Source organism: Ruegeria sp. Ofav3-42 (assembly GCF_022347725.1).
GTDB lineage: Bacteria > Pseudomonadota > Alphaproteobacteria > Rhodobacterales > Rhodobacteraceae > Ruegeria.
This window is the reverse complement of record NZ_JAKRGB010000022.1, coordinates 1-13962: the sequence shown is the minus strand read 5'-3', so window position 1 is coordinate 13962 and position 13962 is coordinate 1. Positions and strand designations below refer to the sequence as shown.

At 54.4% G+C, this 13962-nt stretch carries 11 protein-coding genes; 6 read left to right on the top strand and 5 right to left on the bottom strand.

Annotation, left to right across the window (positions count from 1 at the left end; translation table 11 throughout):
* Window positions 1-42: 42 nt before the first annotated feature.
* The gene (locus tag MHN28_RS22320; protein WP_239344974.1) at window positions 43-960 is read right to left on the bottom strand and encodes an ExeA family protein; all 918 of its coding nucleotides are present in this window, start codon (window positions 958-960) and stop codon (window positions 43-45) included.
* Window positions 961-1535: 575 nt separating this feature from the next.
* Between MHN28_RS22320 and MHN28_RS22315 the strand changes: the two genes are divergently transcribed.
* The gene (locus tag MHN28_RS22315; RefSeq protein WP_239344972.1) at window positions 1536-2432 is read left to right on the top strand and encodes a glycosyltransferase family 2 protein; all 897 of its coding nucleotides are present in this window, start codon (window positions 1536-1538) and stop codon (window positions 2430-2432) included.
* Window positions 2433-2455: 23 nt separating this feature from the next.
* Here MHN28_RS22315 and MHN28_RS22310 read toward each other — a convergent pair whose 3' ends face one another.
* From MHN28_RS22310 to MHN28_RS22300, 3 genes are read right to left on the bottom strand one after another with little or no spacing between them, the layout of a single operon-like run.
* Complete coding sequence (locus tag MHN28_RS22310) at window positions 2456-3766, bottom strand: polysaccharide pyruvyl transferase family protein (protein WP_239344970.1); 1311 nt, start codon at window positions 3764-3766, stop codon at window positions 2456-2458.
* Window positions 3767-3770: 4 nt separating this feature from the next.
* Complete coding sequence (locus tag MHN28_RS22305) at window positions 3771-4772, bottom strand: glycosyltransferase family 2 protein (RefSeq protein ID WP_239344969.1); 1002 nt, start codon at window positions 4770-4772, stop codon at window positions 3771-3773.
* 17 nt (window positions 4773-4789) lie between these two features.
* A complete protein-coding gene (locus MHN28_RS22300; protein WP_239344967.1) occupies window positions 4790-5962 on the bottom strand; it encodes a glycosyltransferase in 1173 nt (390 codons plus the stop codon).
* A 788-nt stretch (window positions 5963-6750) separates the two neighbouring features.
* Between MHN28_RS22300 and MHN28_RS22295 the strand changes: the two genes are divergently transcribed.
* Together MHN28_RS22295 and MHN28_RS24885 are read left to right on the top strand one after the other, a co-directional pair.
* The gene (locus MHN28_RS22295; protein ID WP_239344965.1) at window positions 6751-8874 is read left to right on the top strand and encodes a hypothetical protein; all 2124 of its coding nucleotides are present in this window, start codon (window positions 6751-6753) and stop codon (window positions 8872-8874) included.
* Window positions 8875-8906: 32 nt separating this feature from the next.
* On the top strand, window positions 8907-9557 hold the full coding sequence (locus tag MHN28_RS24885) for a CatB-related O-acetyltransferase (protein WP_255733571.1): 651 nt from the start codon (window positions 8907-8909) through the stop codon (window positions 9555-9557).
* A 2-nt stretch (window positions 9558-9559) separates the two neighbouring features.
* On the opposite strand, the gene MHN28_RS22285 is transcribed toward MHN28_RS24885, so the two are convergent.
* On the bottom strand, window positions 9560-10483 hold the full coding sequence (locus MHN28_RS22285) for a glycosyltransferase family 2 protein (protein WP_239344963.1): 924 nt from the start codon (window positions 10481-10483) through the stop codon (window positions 9560-9562).
* 267 nt (window positions 10484-10750) lie between these two features.
* On the opposite strand from MHN28_RS22285, the gene MHN28_RS22280 reads away from it, so the two are divergent.
* The 3 genes from MHN28_RS22280 to MHN28_RS22270 all read left to right on the top strand — a co-directional run.
* Entirely contained in the window at window positions 10751-12286 is a 1536-nt protein-coding gene (locus MHN28_RS22280; protein WP_239344961.1) for an oligosaccharide flippase family protein, read from the top strand.
* 101 nt (window positions 12287-12387) lie between these two features.
* Window positions 12388-12525, top strand: coding sequence for a hypothetical protein (locus MHN28_RS22275; RefSeq protein ID WP_239344959.1), 138 nt, complete (start codon window positions 12388-12390; stop codon window positions 12523-12525).
* A gap of 587 nt (window positions 12526-13112) precedes the next feature.
* Window positions 13113-13962, top strand: an 850-nt coding sequence (locus MHN28_RS22270) for an Ig-like domain-containing protein (RefSeq protein ID WP_239344958.1), incomplete at its 3' end; no start/stop codon positions are given.

Here is a 13962-nt window from a genome sequence, read left to right as displayed (position 1 = left end):
CCTGTTTTCCGTCGAACTGAGCCCGATTGTAATCCAGCACTGTCACCCCGCCTTTTCCTTTGGCAGGACGCGCTCTTCCTGTTTTAGTGTCAGAACCTGAAGTTTTTTTTTCCCTTCATCAGCCGGCGTGGACAGCGCTCCGAAGAACACGTCATCGTCCAGCACGTTTTGCACGATTCTCTCTGACACGGTCATGCTATCGTCGCTCCAGGCATATAGCATGGCAAATTCGCAAAGCTGATTGACCAGGCGCGGAATGCCTGCGGTCGCCCCGTATACCATGGCACAGGCCCCGGGGGTGAATTCCTCACCGGTGCCGCCAGCGACCTGCAAACGGTGCGCGATATAGGCGGTGACTGTTTTTTGATCCATGCCGGGCAGGTGGAAGCTGGCTGCCACCCTCTGGGCCAGCTGGCGCATGTTCGAAGCCAGAACCATGTCCCGCAACTCGGGCTGTCCAACCAGGATCAGCTGCACCAGTTCGTCCTTGTTGGAATTGATATTGGTCAGCATTCGCAGTTCTTCGAGGCCTTCGCGCGACAGGTTCTGTGCCTCGTCGAAAATCAGCGCCACCCGTCGACCGGCGGCGTATTCCGCAACCAGGAAATCCAGCAACGTCTGGAAAAGTTGCACATAAGGCACCCGCGGATTGACCGGGACATCCAGCGCATTCAGAACCCATTGCAACATTTCGCCACGCCCGCGATGCGCATTCGAGATCAGGCCGGTGGTGATATCCTCATCCATCTGGCTCAGCAGCTTTTGAATCAGGGTTGTCTTACCCGACCCGATCTCGCCGGTGATCAGGGTGATCGGCGCCCGCGACAGGATGCCGAATTCCAGCACCATGAAGGCGCGCTTGTGAACTTTCGACCAGAATAAAAAACCCGGATCCGGCAGCAGCGTGAACGGCCGCTCGGTCAGCCCGAAATGCCCGACATAGAGATCATTGGAGCTCATGCGAACGACTACTTTCAAAAAACATCAACACTCGACACAACAACGCAAGCCCGGAAGCGGCTATCAAACGACGCAGCCGAACTCACAATACGATTCAATCATATCACGATTGTAACGGCCACAATTCTCCCCGCCTACCCCTTGGGATGAATCTCTTGCGACGGCCGTCACATTAACCGCTCAGCTCTTTGATCAATTTCAGGGTTCGACCCACCGTTTTCCAGACTTTCTGACAAGAACGGTTGTTTTAAAATGGACATCAAAGATGATTCATTGTCAGGAACTGTATCTATTTTTAGAACAGCTGGGGTGGTCGAATCGTTGTCGCCGCATCCGCAACACCCAACAGATCAGGTCCTGCCGCCCCCATTGCAGCTATTCCGCAGGCTCTCTGACTGGACTCTTTCTGTATAAGCCATTTCACTTTACCACGGACAAACTGAGATTCTGATTTCTTATTCGCGGGGAAACGGCAAATTACCGATGTATCTTAGGGCCGGGGCAGATCACTTCATACCTTTCTGGATTGTCCGGTGCAGAATACGTTTTCATCAATTTCTTTCCGGGGCCTCCCGATGCTGATTTCCGTCATCATTCCGCATTACAATCAGCCCGAACACCTGCGCACCTGTCTGGATGCGCTCCATCGGCAAAAGAACCATGGTTCGGATGTGGAATTCCTTGTCGTGGACAACGGGTCGGCGCAAAGCCCGCAGGATATCTGCAGCGGCCATCCCGGAGTCCGGCTTTTGTTTCAGGGGACACCCGGCCCCGGACCCGGTCGCAACCTTGGCGCAGAGCAGGCGCGTGGTGACATTCTGGCGTTCATCGACGCAGATTGCCATGCCAGTGAGGACTGGCTTTTGGTGATCGAGACGGCGTTCCGGAAGCCCGGCACACAGGTAATCGGCGGCGATGTCCAGGTACAATACGCCACCCCCGGGCACCCCACCTTTCTGGAGCCGTACGAGCGGCTGTATGGGTATCGCAACCAGAAATACATTGCAGAAGGGTATTCGGGCACCGGCAATCTTGCCATGCGCGCGGAGGTTTTCGAAAAGGTTGGCCCCTTCGTCGGGCTGGGGGTTGCGGAAGATCGGGAATGGGGCCTGCGTGCAAAATCACTTGGTTATACTACGGTCTATGCCGCAGACATGGTGGTCCACCACCCCGCTCACAAATCCTTTGTGGAACTGACCCGAAAATGGGACAGGCACATCACCCATGATTATTCGGACTATTACACGAAACCTTTCGGCAGGCTGCGCTGGCTGGCCCGGGCCATCGCCGTTGCTGGCTCGCCAGTGGGCGAATTCGGAACGGTACTGTTGTCCAACCGCGTGCAGGGAGCCCGGGAACGGGTGCTGGCTTTGGTGTGCCTGGTCAGGATCAGGCTCTATCGTGCGCGCAGAATGTTGCAGATGGCCTTCACGCCTCGCTCCATGCATGCCGAAGGCGACTGGAGCCGCTAAGGATCACCGGCCGCCACGGTACGCTAGCGGGACGTGTTTTTCACGTTTTCGATATAGCCGAAAATCCGATCCATCTGGCCCTTCGCCCGGTTTTTGACGTCCGGAAGATGCTCGGCCAGGGTCTTTGCGGCACTGGCCCTGTGCTCCCATGCCTCCCAGAGACCGTCGACGCATTGCTCAAGCGTTTCACTGCGCGGGTCGACCACATGCTGACCCTGCCCACAGGTTTCAAAGACACCCAAAGTCTTCTTGCTGTATGCGATAGCGGCTGTCGGCACTCCGGATGACAGCCCTGCGATTGTCGAATGCATGCGGGTGCCACAGAAGAAATCAAGCTGAGAGATTACCCATTTCATCTCCATGGCATCGTAACGCTCATCCAGAACAAACAGCCGTTCCTCGTTGTTCAGCGCCCGGGCGGCATTCCAGCAGGCCTCGGGATCGGTATCGTGGTTGTTCTTTGCGGCCAGGACATGCGGGATCAGCACAATATTCGCCTCGGTCTGCGCAAGATACCGGGACAGGGTCTGGTGAATGATATCGCGATAGTCGCTTATGAAGCCGAACTGCCGGGAGCCTTCCTCCCCCCGGTTGTGGATCAGGCCGCTGACATTGATGCCGATAAGCGGGCGCGGTCTTTCCGGCTTCATCCACTCCACCAGCCTGTCTGGCATGGTTTCGGGTCTACTGCGTGGCAGGGCAAAGGCAACGTCGACCCCGGTATCATGCCGCGCGGGATCGAAATCGGAACCCAGCAGGTCCTTCAGCGTTTCAAAGCTCCGCTCGTCACGCGCCCAGGCCATGCCACATGTGCGTACGATGTCACTGGCGATGCGCCGCGCCGGGCGCGCGCTGAACGGGCCGTAGGTCTGAGGCAGAAGGATCAGCGGCGTGTTCTGGTGCAGGGCGAGTTGTTTGGTCTGCGTTATGGCGTCGAATCTTTTTTGGCCGTAGATATCCGCGAAACTGTCGCCGCCGCTGATATCGAGAACGGCGTCGGCCTGCGCGATTGCCTGTACGCCCGGATTTCCCAACCCGCCAAGTGCCGCGCTCATGCGCATGTTGAACAGGCTGTCCCGACGGTAATAGCGGCGTGACAGATTGGCGCCAATGCGGGTGAAACTGAACGGCTTTCCGTCAAAATGAAGGGTCGCGGAACGCGGTCCGGCCCCATAATCGAAAACCGTCACCTGAGCGTTTGGATGGCGGGTTGCAATCCCGTGCATCACCGAAAGAAACAGGGCTGAAACACCAAGGTTTGCCGTATCCGGAGAGGCACCAAAAAGGCAAAGCCTGATGGGCTTGGATGAAGTGTTAGCCGCAAAATCCCGCATTTGATCAATATCCCTGTAGCCAAGTACGACGCCGTGCCCAGACATCGCGCCAGGCATTGAAAGAATCCGCGGACCTCTGATCCCGCCGGATGGCTTTCCTGAGGCTGAACCCCAGAAGCCGCACGATGACCAGAGTCCTGAAAACCAGCCGGAAAACAAAGGCATGGAACGAATTCGAATGAGTGTCGGAAAAGGCGACTTTCGCGCGTAAAAGGCGCTCCATCTTGTCAGCGCGGACCTTTTCGGATCGCCCCCCATAGTGAATGATTTCGGCGTTCGGGGTCACAATGGGTCTGGCCCCCGCCTGACGGGCACGGCAACAAAGATCCGCGTCTTCGCCATACATGATAAAAGTCGTGTCAAAGCCATCCAGCTTTTCCCACAGGTCCCTGCGGATCAACAGAAAGCTGCCGGAAACCGTTTCAACCTCGCGAATGTCGGACCTGTCCCATCCACCGTAGCCGTCATAATTGAACAGCCCGTTGTCGGGAAACATCTTCAGCAGACCCAGGGCCCACATAAGCTGTCCCCAGATTGTCATCTGGCGCCAGCACGATGTCGCGTTCAGGCTGAGGTCGGGGTAGTACTGACGCCCGCCCCAAATCCCGTTATCGGGATATGCCATTGCAAAATCGACCAGCCGGTCAACGGCCCCGCGCAATGTGACCGTGTCGGGGTTCAGAAGCAGCAGGAAATCACCTTTTGCCTCAGTTGCCGCCAGATTGTTTGCTTTTCCAAAACCGAGATTCTGCTCGGAAGCGATCAGTCTTATATCCGGGAATTCGGCGCGGATCGCGGCAGCCGAGCCGTCTTTGGACGCATTATCGACCACGATTAACTCATACGGGACGTCCCGGGCCTCTTTCACGACCGAACGAAGCGCCTCCAGTGTTTCATCCCTGGTGTTGAAACTGACGACCAGGATCGAAACCTTCACCGATTCACTCATACCCTCACCTGCCATATCATTCATACCACGCACGGATTTTTCGTTATTGTCTGTCATACCGGCATCCGTGCGTATCAGCGTACCTCACCTGAACCTGTAACCCGATCTCTATCAAGAATCCTCTGCAGCGCTGCCGCATATGATTCAGAAACGTTTCTGGCATTGAAACGGCGAAAGAAGCCTTCGGCCTGGAATCTTGCCAGTTCGGCTTTCATATGCGGTTCATTCCCGGTCAGCCGCAGCAGAGCCGCTTCAATGCTCTGAACTGATTTGGGGTCGCAACGAACCCCGAGGTTCATATCGTCAAAGAACCCGTCGACGCCCCGCTTTTCGGAGTAGATAATTGGCAATCCCGCCGTCAGCGCTTCGATGTAAACCATGCCGAAAGTTTCGCGCAATGTGGGCAGCACAAACCCCGAATACTCGTTCAGCCGCGCCTGAATTTCAGTGTGTGGCACGGCACCAATCAGCCGCACCTGATCGTCCAGATCGTGTTTTTCGATCTGCTTCTGAATGGCCTGGCTATGATGCTCGTCACCCCCACCGATGATATCGAGCTGCACCAGAGTTCCGGCAGCTCTCAGTCCCGATATCGCGGAGAGGAGATTGGGGATACCTTTGAGCCGCCACCCGGCCAGGTGAAACACGGTAACCAGCCGACCGTTCCCCGGTTGTGGCGAAAGCAATTCGGTACGCTGGCTGATGGTAGGCAAAAGCTGCTTGGGTGCCCGGTCCGTTCCAAGGGTCTGGTCCACATAGCGTTCGATCCAAGGCGTCACAGGAAGCAACAGCTCGGCCCCCCCGACCAGTTGTCGATACGCTGCGCGCTTTTCCAGTTTCAGGCGGAGGTATTTTTGATCCGTGTTCCCGCGAATGGTGCAGATGTAAGGAAGTTGTCCCAATGTTTTTGAGACGCGTTGCGCCACCAGACCTTCAATCGAAAGCTTGTGCGCATGCACCAGATGAACCTTTTCATTCGCGTCTTGAAGATCATTGACGATCCAATCCGCCACCCCGGACAAAAATGTCTCCAGAAATACACCCAGGGGCGGCGCCTTATAACAAATTGTAGTGACATCGTTCTGGCGACCAATCAGTTGCACGCCGCCAAGACCGGAGGTGCGGTTGATCGAGTAAACGAGATGGCGAAAGCCACTGGTGTTCTGCAGAAGATTTCTGATCGCCAGGGTTTTTCTCTCATTATACAGATCGGGATAGTCGGCGGTGATATGCAGGATAGTCTTCACTACCCTCCTCCCCATGCCTGAACGTTCCCGGGCATACGAAAAAGGCGGGTTTTCGATCTGGCAATATACCTGGTCACTTTAATAAATCCCGAGTTTGCAAATTGTGCCCAGTATCTAGGCCACCAAAGCTCCGTCAAGATAGAAGCATCGCGCCGACCTGCCGTTCAGGATCCATCCGCAGAGTGTCAGGCGTGTCTTCCCTAAGGCATCCGGTTTCCCGATCTGGTTTCCGGGCGGCTTTTCGGTGTGGGTGTGGTCGCGCCACAAATCCGTCGGATGTCAGGGTTATCAGCGGATAAGCATGGCCGGAATCATGTTTCCAAATAAGCGTCAAATAACGTCGTTATCCAGAAATAGATGCCAATTTATAAAACAATCCGACTGGCAAGCCGACAGCCGAATCGTTCCCTATATGTATATGGGTGGCGGGCCGGGACTGGCTGCATCCTTCCCGGTCGCCCCACATACACCGGCGCAGGCTCCGGCTGTGAATTTCTTACCGGCGCCATCACGCCAACTCGCAGGAATGCCATGCCCCGGAAGCCCGAACACAAGGGCTTTGCCCGTCGCAAAGCCGTAAGCGCACCGAGGCATCCGGACACAGACTCAGGACGTGGAAATTCGTGTCCGTGTCGCCGGACCAAACCGCCATACTGATCTTGGCATACCCATCACGGGGACCATAGAATAACTCTGCCGGGGAAAGCGGCACTGCAGTCTTCATTAGATTTGTGCAATAAAGCCAGACTACGGTAAGAATTCATTTTATTAGTATTAGGACATAAAGAGTGGACACATCCAAAGCACGCCGCAGCGCAAGACCGTACCTTATGGGATCACTTGATGATCTTGGTGATATTGGCGCGTCTCGGCCCAAGGCGCCCTCGCTACTTTCGCTAGATGTTTTCGATACAGTTTTGACCCGGGCGTGCGGTCGCCCACATGATTTGTTCATCTGGCTGGGTCGCCGCCTGGCGACCAAAGGAATGATCAACTGTTCTCCTGAGCTGTTCGCGCAGGTTCGTGCGAACGCCGAGCAGGCCGTATGGCGGCGCGAAGGCGGTTTGGATTCCAAGGCCGGGCTCGGGGATTTTTATGTCGAAGTCGCACGTCGGCTTCATCTGGATGAACAACTGGTGCCGCAATTGGCAGAGGCCGAACTTTCGCTGGAAGCCGAGATGTTGCGCGCCGTCCCCGCGGCCCGGCGATTGCTTGTGCGTTGTCAGGAACAGGGACTTCCTGTGGTGTACACATCGGACACGTACTTTCCTGCCACCTTTATTGAAGAAAGACTAAATTCAGCCGGGCTCTGGTTTTCCGACAGCCGTTGTCTGGTGTCATCCGAACACGCTGAGGCAAAAGCGTCCGGCCGGCTTTTTGATCGTCTGACGTCTGACAACGCTTCACCGGGCCAAATTCTGCATATGGGCGATCACCCCCACTCTGATGTCGCCGTTCCGCTGCGAAAGGGGATTGGTGCGCGCTGGTGCGTCAGTGGGCGTTTGAACAAGTATGAGAAAATACTCGCCGATGCCGCCACGACCACCGCAGGCTTTGCATCTTCTTTGGCCGGCGCAAGCCGGATGACCCGTTTGGCAACGACGGCCACAGATGACAGAGAGGCCGCAATCCGCGATGTAGCGGCTGGTGTTGCTGCCCCGACCCTGCTGGGATACGTGCTCTGGATCCTGAAAAGAGCCCAGGAACTGTCGCTGGAACGCCTCGTGTTTCTTGCTAGAGACGGCCAGATATTAGCAGAACTGGCCCGCACGCTGGTATCACGGTTACAGCTGCCAATTGAAATCAGCTATTTGTATGTCAGCCGGAAATCCACCAATCTGGCGGCGACGTTCAGTGCCGACGAGGAGGAAACGGGCTGGATTTTCCGGGATGTCCCAAGCTTATCTATAGCTAAATTCCTGGCCGGATTTGACCTTCAGTGGGATGACGTCGTGCAGTTTCTGGATGTGCCCGAAGGTGTGGATGCAACGCACCCAGCCTTGCAGATCTCAGAATCCTTTCACGCCCAGCTGACGGATGGGCCTTTATCCGGGTTGATTTTGGAGCATGCATCCAGACGGCGCGAAATTGTAGCCGACTACTTCAGACAGGAAGGCCTTCTGGACGATGTTTCTCAGGGGATAGTCGATTTCGGCGGGGTGGGCAGCCAGGTTCGCGCCATACATTCCCTGGTTAAAAATGCCGGTGGCCGGGCGCCACGTATTTTTCTGATTGGGCTGGATAATCCGAAAGACGCAGGCCTGCCTGTACCGGATCACGAGCCCGATTGGGTCGCCGATACGGAATGTTACCTTTATGATCATCGCCGAAACCAGGGCATCAGGCGATCCCGGGGGTTTGGAACCTGCGTCCAGATGTTCTGCGCCGCCGACCACGGTACTGTAACCAGCTACCATCGCGAAGGTGATACTGTGGTGCCCGACCTCGCCGGCCGCATCAACAAGCCTATGATTGACTGGGGGCTGAACCTTTACAACACAACCTTGTCTGCGTTTGCCGAGCATCTGGTGCTGGATTGTGACCTGGTTGACCCATACGCGGATGTGCGGGACGTGACATGCGACCTGATCACGGAACTCTGGACACAGCCGGACCGGAATGAGGCGGCGGCCTGGGGCAGCTTCCCATTTGAGGGTGCACAGGCTTCTGGCGGAACGTCCAAATCCCTGGTGCATCGTTACACGATGCGGTCAATTTGCAATGAAATGATTGCGGGAAAATTCCCGAACCTGGGGTGGCAACATTGGTATGAAGGTTCGCTTGCGATCAGTGGACCCGCAATCAGAAAGGGGTTGAAGCTTGCAGAAGCTGCATACCGAAGCTCAGAGAAAAAATCCGGTACTGTACATACCGCTCTGGTGGCTGGAATCCGTAAGTTGGCTGGCCGATGAGTAGCCGACTGGCCCGCGTATTCGAAAACTTAATGCCTCACGGTGTCCGGCGTGCTCTGTTGCGCCAGCGCCTCAGAAAGCGGCATGGCCTGCGCTCATTAGGTCCGGAATTCGATTATTGGATTGCTGACAACAACACGTTCGAGACCGGCTGCCGACTTGGTGGTCCGGCATATGTTTCCGGCTCCAGTTTCGGGGCCTTTAGTTATGTCGAGGTTGGGTGCCGGGTCAGCCTGACGGATATCGGGCGCTTTTGCTCAATTGGACCTTTTTCAACAATAGGTCTGGCTGATCACCCTGATCATTTTGTCTCGACACATCCGTATTTCTACCGCTCCCTGCCTCATATTGGCTACGATCTGGTGACCGAGGACGCCCATCAGGACATCACCAAAACAACGCTTGGACATGATGTGTGGATCGGGCACGGCGTTATTGTGAAGGGAGGCGTGAACATCGGACATGGCGCGATTATCGGGGCCGGTTCGGTTGTTACGCGCGATGTTCCGCCATATGCAGTCGTGGCGGGTGTCCCGGCCCGGGTGCTGAGATACCGGTTCGATGAGCCAACTATTGATGCTCTGCTCGCTTCACGATGGTGGGATCGTGACCTCGAATGGTTAAAGCGGAATGCGGACAAGCTGAGAGATGTAGAGGCGTTTCTGGCTGCTTTGGAACAATAAAATCATGTTGGCGATGCAGGCCGCATTATTTGACGCCGCCATTTTCCTGTCGCTACCCGAAGTTTCCTTTCGGTCATTGCCGGGATGATGACGCTGGCGCAGGCCAGCTTGGTGATTGTGGAAACATCCGCGACAAAGACGGAACGATAATATTCCAGCAAAAGTTTAAGCCGTGGCGAAAGAACGGTTTTGCCGCCGCTACTTCCGCGGAACCATTTTTCGACATCAGCCAGAGTCGGATTGGACTCATGCCTCGACCCCCCGGAATGTTTGCGTCGCAGCAATAGCCTTTCATCCAGCCTGCTGAAACGACCCAGCATGGCAAGCTCAATCATCAGGACGTAGTCGGACGCCACAAAAGGACCAATGAGACGGGTCCGTTTCAGATGTTCACTTCGGATCACCCCAAAAGTAGCATTCGCCAGGCTAATGTATCGCAACGTGTGTACGACGCGTGCGGCCGCGAATTTACTGCTTGGCCGCAGCGTGTCACCGTTGGCGTATGGGTCAGGAATAATGGCTTCCCCATCTGCGTCGATGGTGGTTGCGATCGTGTAGGCAAGAACAGTATCTTTCCCGGCTTTGTCGAGGGCATCAACACATTTTTCAAGGAAAGTCGGCAGGCAGGCATCATCATGTGCTGCCCATTTGAACAGCTCGCCCCGGGCCAGTTCGAATGTTCGGTTGTAGTTGGCCGCCGCGCCCTGATTGATCGCCTGACGCTCATAGCGAATTCTGTTGTCTTTGGCGGCGTATTCTTCGCAAATTTCCTGTGTTTTGTCCGTCGAGGCATTATCGGAAATTATGATTTCAAAGTCTTCGAATGTCTGCGCAAGCAAGCTGTCCAGAGCAACCCGTAAATATTTTTCGCCATTGTAAACAGGGACACCAATACTCAATCTTGGATTTGGCCGTATTCCGGTCACAGTAATATTCCATGCAATATATGAGACCCCGATTTAATCGAAACCAGAGTGTTCAAAACATGTAATCACCTTTTTGATTTGTAAAGGGTGTAGCTGTAATGCGCCTGTACGGAAGGGGTCGGGTCAGTCACCACGCGCTGTGTAGCCTGGCCCCAAGAGGGGTGCCCGCTTCATCAAACGCACTTTACAAAGCTGAGATTGTGGATCAGGTAAATGACATGGATTTGAAGTCAGACTTTGCAGTAGTAACCAGATCGAGCATTCTGTGTGACTGAACACAAGAACATCATTATTTCGAAAAAGCTGGTCGCCATCAACTCGGCAAGTTCGGTCCTTGCCAAGGCCCTCAATGTCACCGTCCTTCTCTGGATGTATCAGTATCTTCTGCACCGCATAACAGCAGAAGAATTTGTGGTCCTTCCGATCGTTACATCTCTGATGGTGTTCGCTCCACTCTTCTTTTCGTTTTTTACCGGGGGCATCAGCCGCTATGTGGTCGAAGCATACGCAAAGGGGGACTTTGCGCGCATACCCATCCTGATTAGCTCAATCTTCCCTCCGCTTGTCGCCGTCGGCACCATTTTTCTGGTGGGTGGGGCGGCTTTTGCCCTGAATATTGAAAAATTTCTGAACATTGCACCTGAAATGGTGAGTTCTGCGCAGTCAATGTTGCTTTTACTGGTGGCAAGTTTCACGTTGCAAATGCTGGCTTTGCCATTCCTTTCCGGTTTTCATGTTCGCCAGCGGTTTATTGAATTAAACCTTTTCGGCATTGCCCGTGATTTAATGCGTATGGGGCTTCTTCTGTTTTTCCTTCTGTACTTTGGACCTCAGGTTATCTGGGTGGTAATAGCCACTGTAATTTCTGATACGATTTATTCCATTACTTTAATTGTCCGCGCAAGATTTCTGGTTCCGGAACTGCGCCTTCAGCGCGGTAAGTTTCGCTGGCATCAGGCCAAAGAGCTGACGAGTTTTGGTCTTTGGACCACAATTGGCCGCTTGGGCGGCATAATGTACACGAACGCAGCGACCATATTGCTGAATATTTATGGCACGGCTGTAGATGTGACCTGCTACCACATTGGAGCGACGTTCTATCGGCAAATCGACAGTACGGTAGGCCTTGCCGCTCAAACGCTGCAGCCGGCCCTGACGGCGATGTATGCTTTGGATGACAAGCGAAGACTGGCTGAAACTGTACTTCGCGGCGGGCGATATGCTTCATGGATAACGCTTTTGGTTGCGACACCTCTGGTGATTTACTCAGACAGCTTCGTTCACCTTTATCTGGGTGAAGAGTATTCGCAGGCCTCCATGGTTATCATCCTGTTTATGATAATCTACCCCTTTACGTCGCCAATGGCCCTGCTGCCCCTGACGGCGATAGCAACAAAACAGGTAAAGGCTTTCTTTTCGGCCGCATTCATTTTTCAGTTTTTCGGACTGATCCTGATGGTTGCTTTCCTGAGCTTTACCGAACTGGGCGCTATCGGAGCGACTTTGTCGCTGACAATCATCACCATTCTGGCCCAGATTTTATTCTTTTGGATTCTTTGCCTGAAGATTATTGACAGATCATTTTCCGATTTGTTCCGTCGCGTTCTGGTTCCCGGTTATTCTCCGGCAATAGCCGCCGGTATTGTCTGGATTTCTCTGGATCTAAACAAGCAGCCGGAAAGCTGGAATATGCTGATAGCCTATTCCGTTTCCGGTGCATTGGTTTACGTTGCGGTTTTACTTGGTTTTTGCCTGAACAAAGGCGAACGTGCGGATTTGAAGAAATTAATGGCGAGATCTTAAATCGTGACGGCGCAAATGTTAATTCTCTGCTTCGATATCTCAGCGTCTTCGTAATTTGACCGGCCACGGTTTAGTCCGGTCGAGATTTGGTGCAGCGATGAATGCCAGCCACGGCAATGGGACGCGTCGATTTAGCCGATGACCTGTATGGAGGCGAAGAACTGGCTGGCGGACGGTTCCGGCTATCGAACCCGGCATACAGCTTGATGTCCCTGCCCGTGCCAGCCGCAAAGCGGTGAGTTTTGAGGGAACTGGCGCCAGGCATCGCGGCCTTCTCTTTACCATGATCCGGGCACAGGCACCTTGTCGCTTTGCTGTATTCAGCAGTCATAAAACCCCTTGTGCAGAGAATGCCCCCCGGACGCGTCACATCATCGTAAGCCGTTGCGATTTAAGAAGATAACGCACGATGGAAATCAGTGGATTCTGAACTCCGAAATACAGTTTCCGGATTACTGCGACTTTCCAGATTAATGTCCCAAACCCTCACCTTTGTTTCCATATAGATGACAATAATCACTTTGGGGTGTATTTCTCGACAATTTTGATGACCCTCCCTGGATAGTATGATAGAATTTTCGCGAGAAATAATGATGTTTTTCGCAAAGAGTAATGCGTCGAAGATTCCCGCTCTTTGTGCTTGGTGGTTGGTGTTTTTTTCTTTGGGGGCTGCGTTGAAATCCCGTTGCAGAATGAATGATACACAGGGCTTGTTCCTGTGTATTTTTGTGATCCCTTAGAACTTCAATTCATTTTTATCTGGGCATTTTGTGTTGAAGCGTGGTGATGAGTAATAGCCGGGGCTGCTCGGTAAGGGGTAAGTGTTTTGAGCATTTCTGACGATTTTTCTTCCGGTTCAATTGGTTCCGCCTGGAATATAGCGGGTCCGCAGGGGACTTCTGCGGGGCTAGGAGTGACTGGTTCAGATGCTTATCTGGAGCTTGTCACACCGGATGGCGATCATAATGTCTGGGGCACCAACAACAGTGCGCGGGCGATGCAGAGTCAGGCGAACGAGGATTTCACCCTCGAGGCCCGGTTTCTGACCACGCCGTCCGAGCGCTATCAGATGCAGGGCCTGCTGGTTGAGCAGGACGCGAACAACTGGCTGCGGTTCGACACCTATTCCGATGGCACTAATCTGCGTGCCTTTGCGGCGATCACCATCGACGGCAACACTTCGATGAAATTCAATGTGGTCATCCCAGAAGGCAGTGCCCCATACCTGCGGCTGACCCGGACCGGCGATCTGTGGGTTCTGGACTATTCCCAGGACGGAGAGAACTGGACCACCGCCGGCAGCTTTACCCATTCGATGACTGTCAGCCAGGCTGGTGTCTTCGCCGGCAATACCGGTCCGGCGACCGGCTACACCGCTCAGGTGGATTACTTCGAAATCGCAAGCGACCCGATTGTCGATGAGGATGGGACCATCACGCCGGTGAACGATCCTCCTGTTGCGGCGGATGACACCCTGGCGACAGATGAAGACGTGGCGCTGACCATCAACGTGGCCAGCGATCTGCTGGTCAATGACAGCGATCCGGACGGCGATGCGCTGAGCCTGACCGCCTTTACCCAACCCGCCAACGGCACGGTTGCCGACAATGGCGACGGCACCTTTACCTATACCCCCAATAGCGGGTTCTCGGGCAGCGACAGCTTCACCTACACCA

What these genes read in the sequence shown, in the direction of transcription:
- MHN28_RS22320 (WP_239344974.1), bottom strand. Translation starts at nt 960, where the DNA reads ATGAGCTCCAATGATCTCTATGTCGGGCATTTCGGGCTGACCGAGCGG.
- MHN28_RS22315 (WP_239344972.1), top strand. Translation starts at nt 1,536, where the DNA reads ATGCTGATTTCCGTCATCATTCCGCATTACAATCAGCCCGAACACCTG.
- MHN28_RS22310 (WP_239344970.1), bottom strand. Translation starts at nt 3,766, where the DNA reads ATGCGGGATTTTGCGGCTAACACTTCATCCAAGCCCATCAGGCTTTGC.
- MHN28_RS22305 (WP_239344969.1), bottom strand. Translation starts at nt 4,772, where the DNA reads ATGACAGACAATAACGAAAAATCCGTGCGTGGTATGAATGATATGGCA.
- MHN28_RS24885 (WP_255733571.1), top strand. Translation starts at nt 8,907, where the DNA reads ATGCCTCACGGTGTCCGGCGTGCTCTGTTGCGCCAGCGCCTCAGAAAG.
- MHN28_RS22275 (WP_239344959.1), top strand. Translation starts at nt 12,388, where the DNA reads ATGCCAGCCACGGCAATGGGACGCGTCGATTTAGCCGATGACCTGTAT.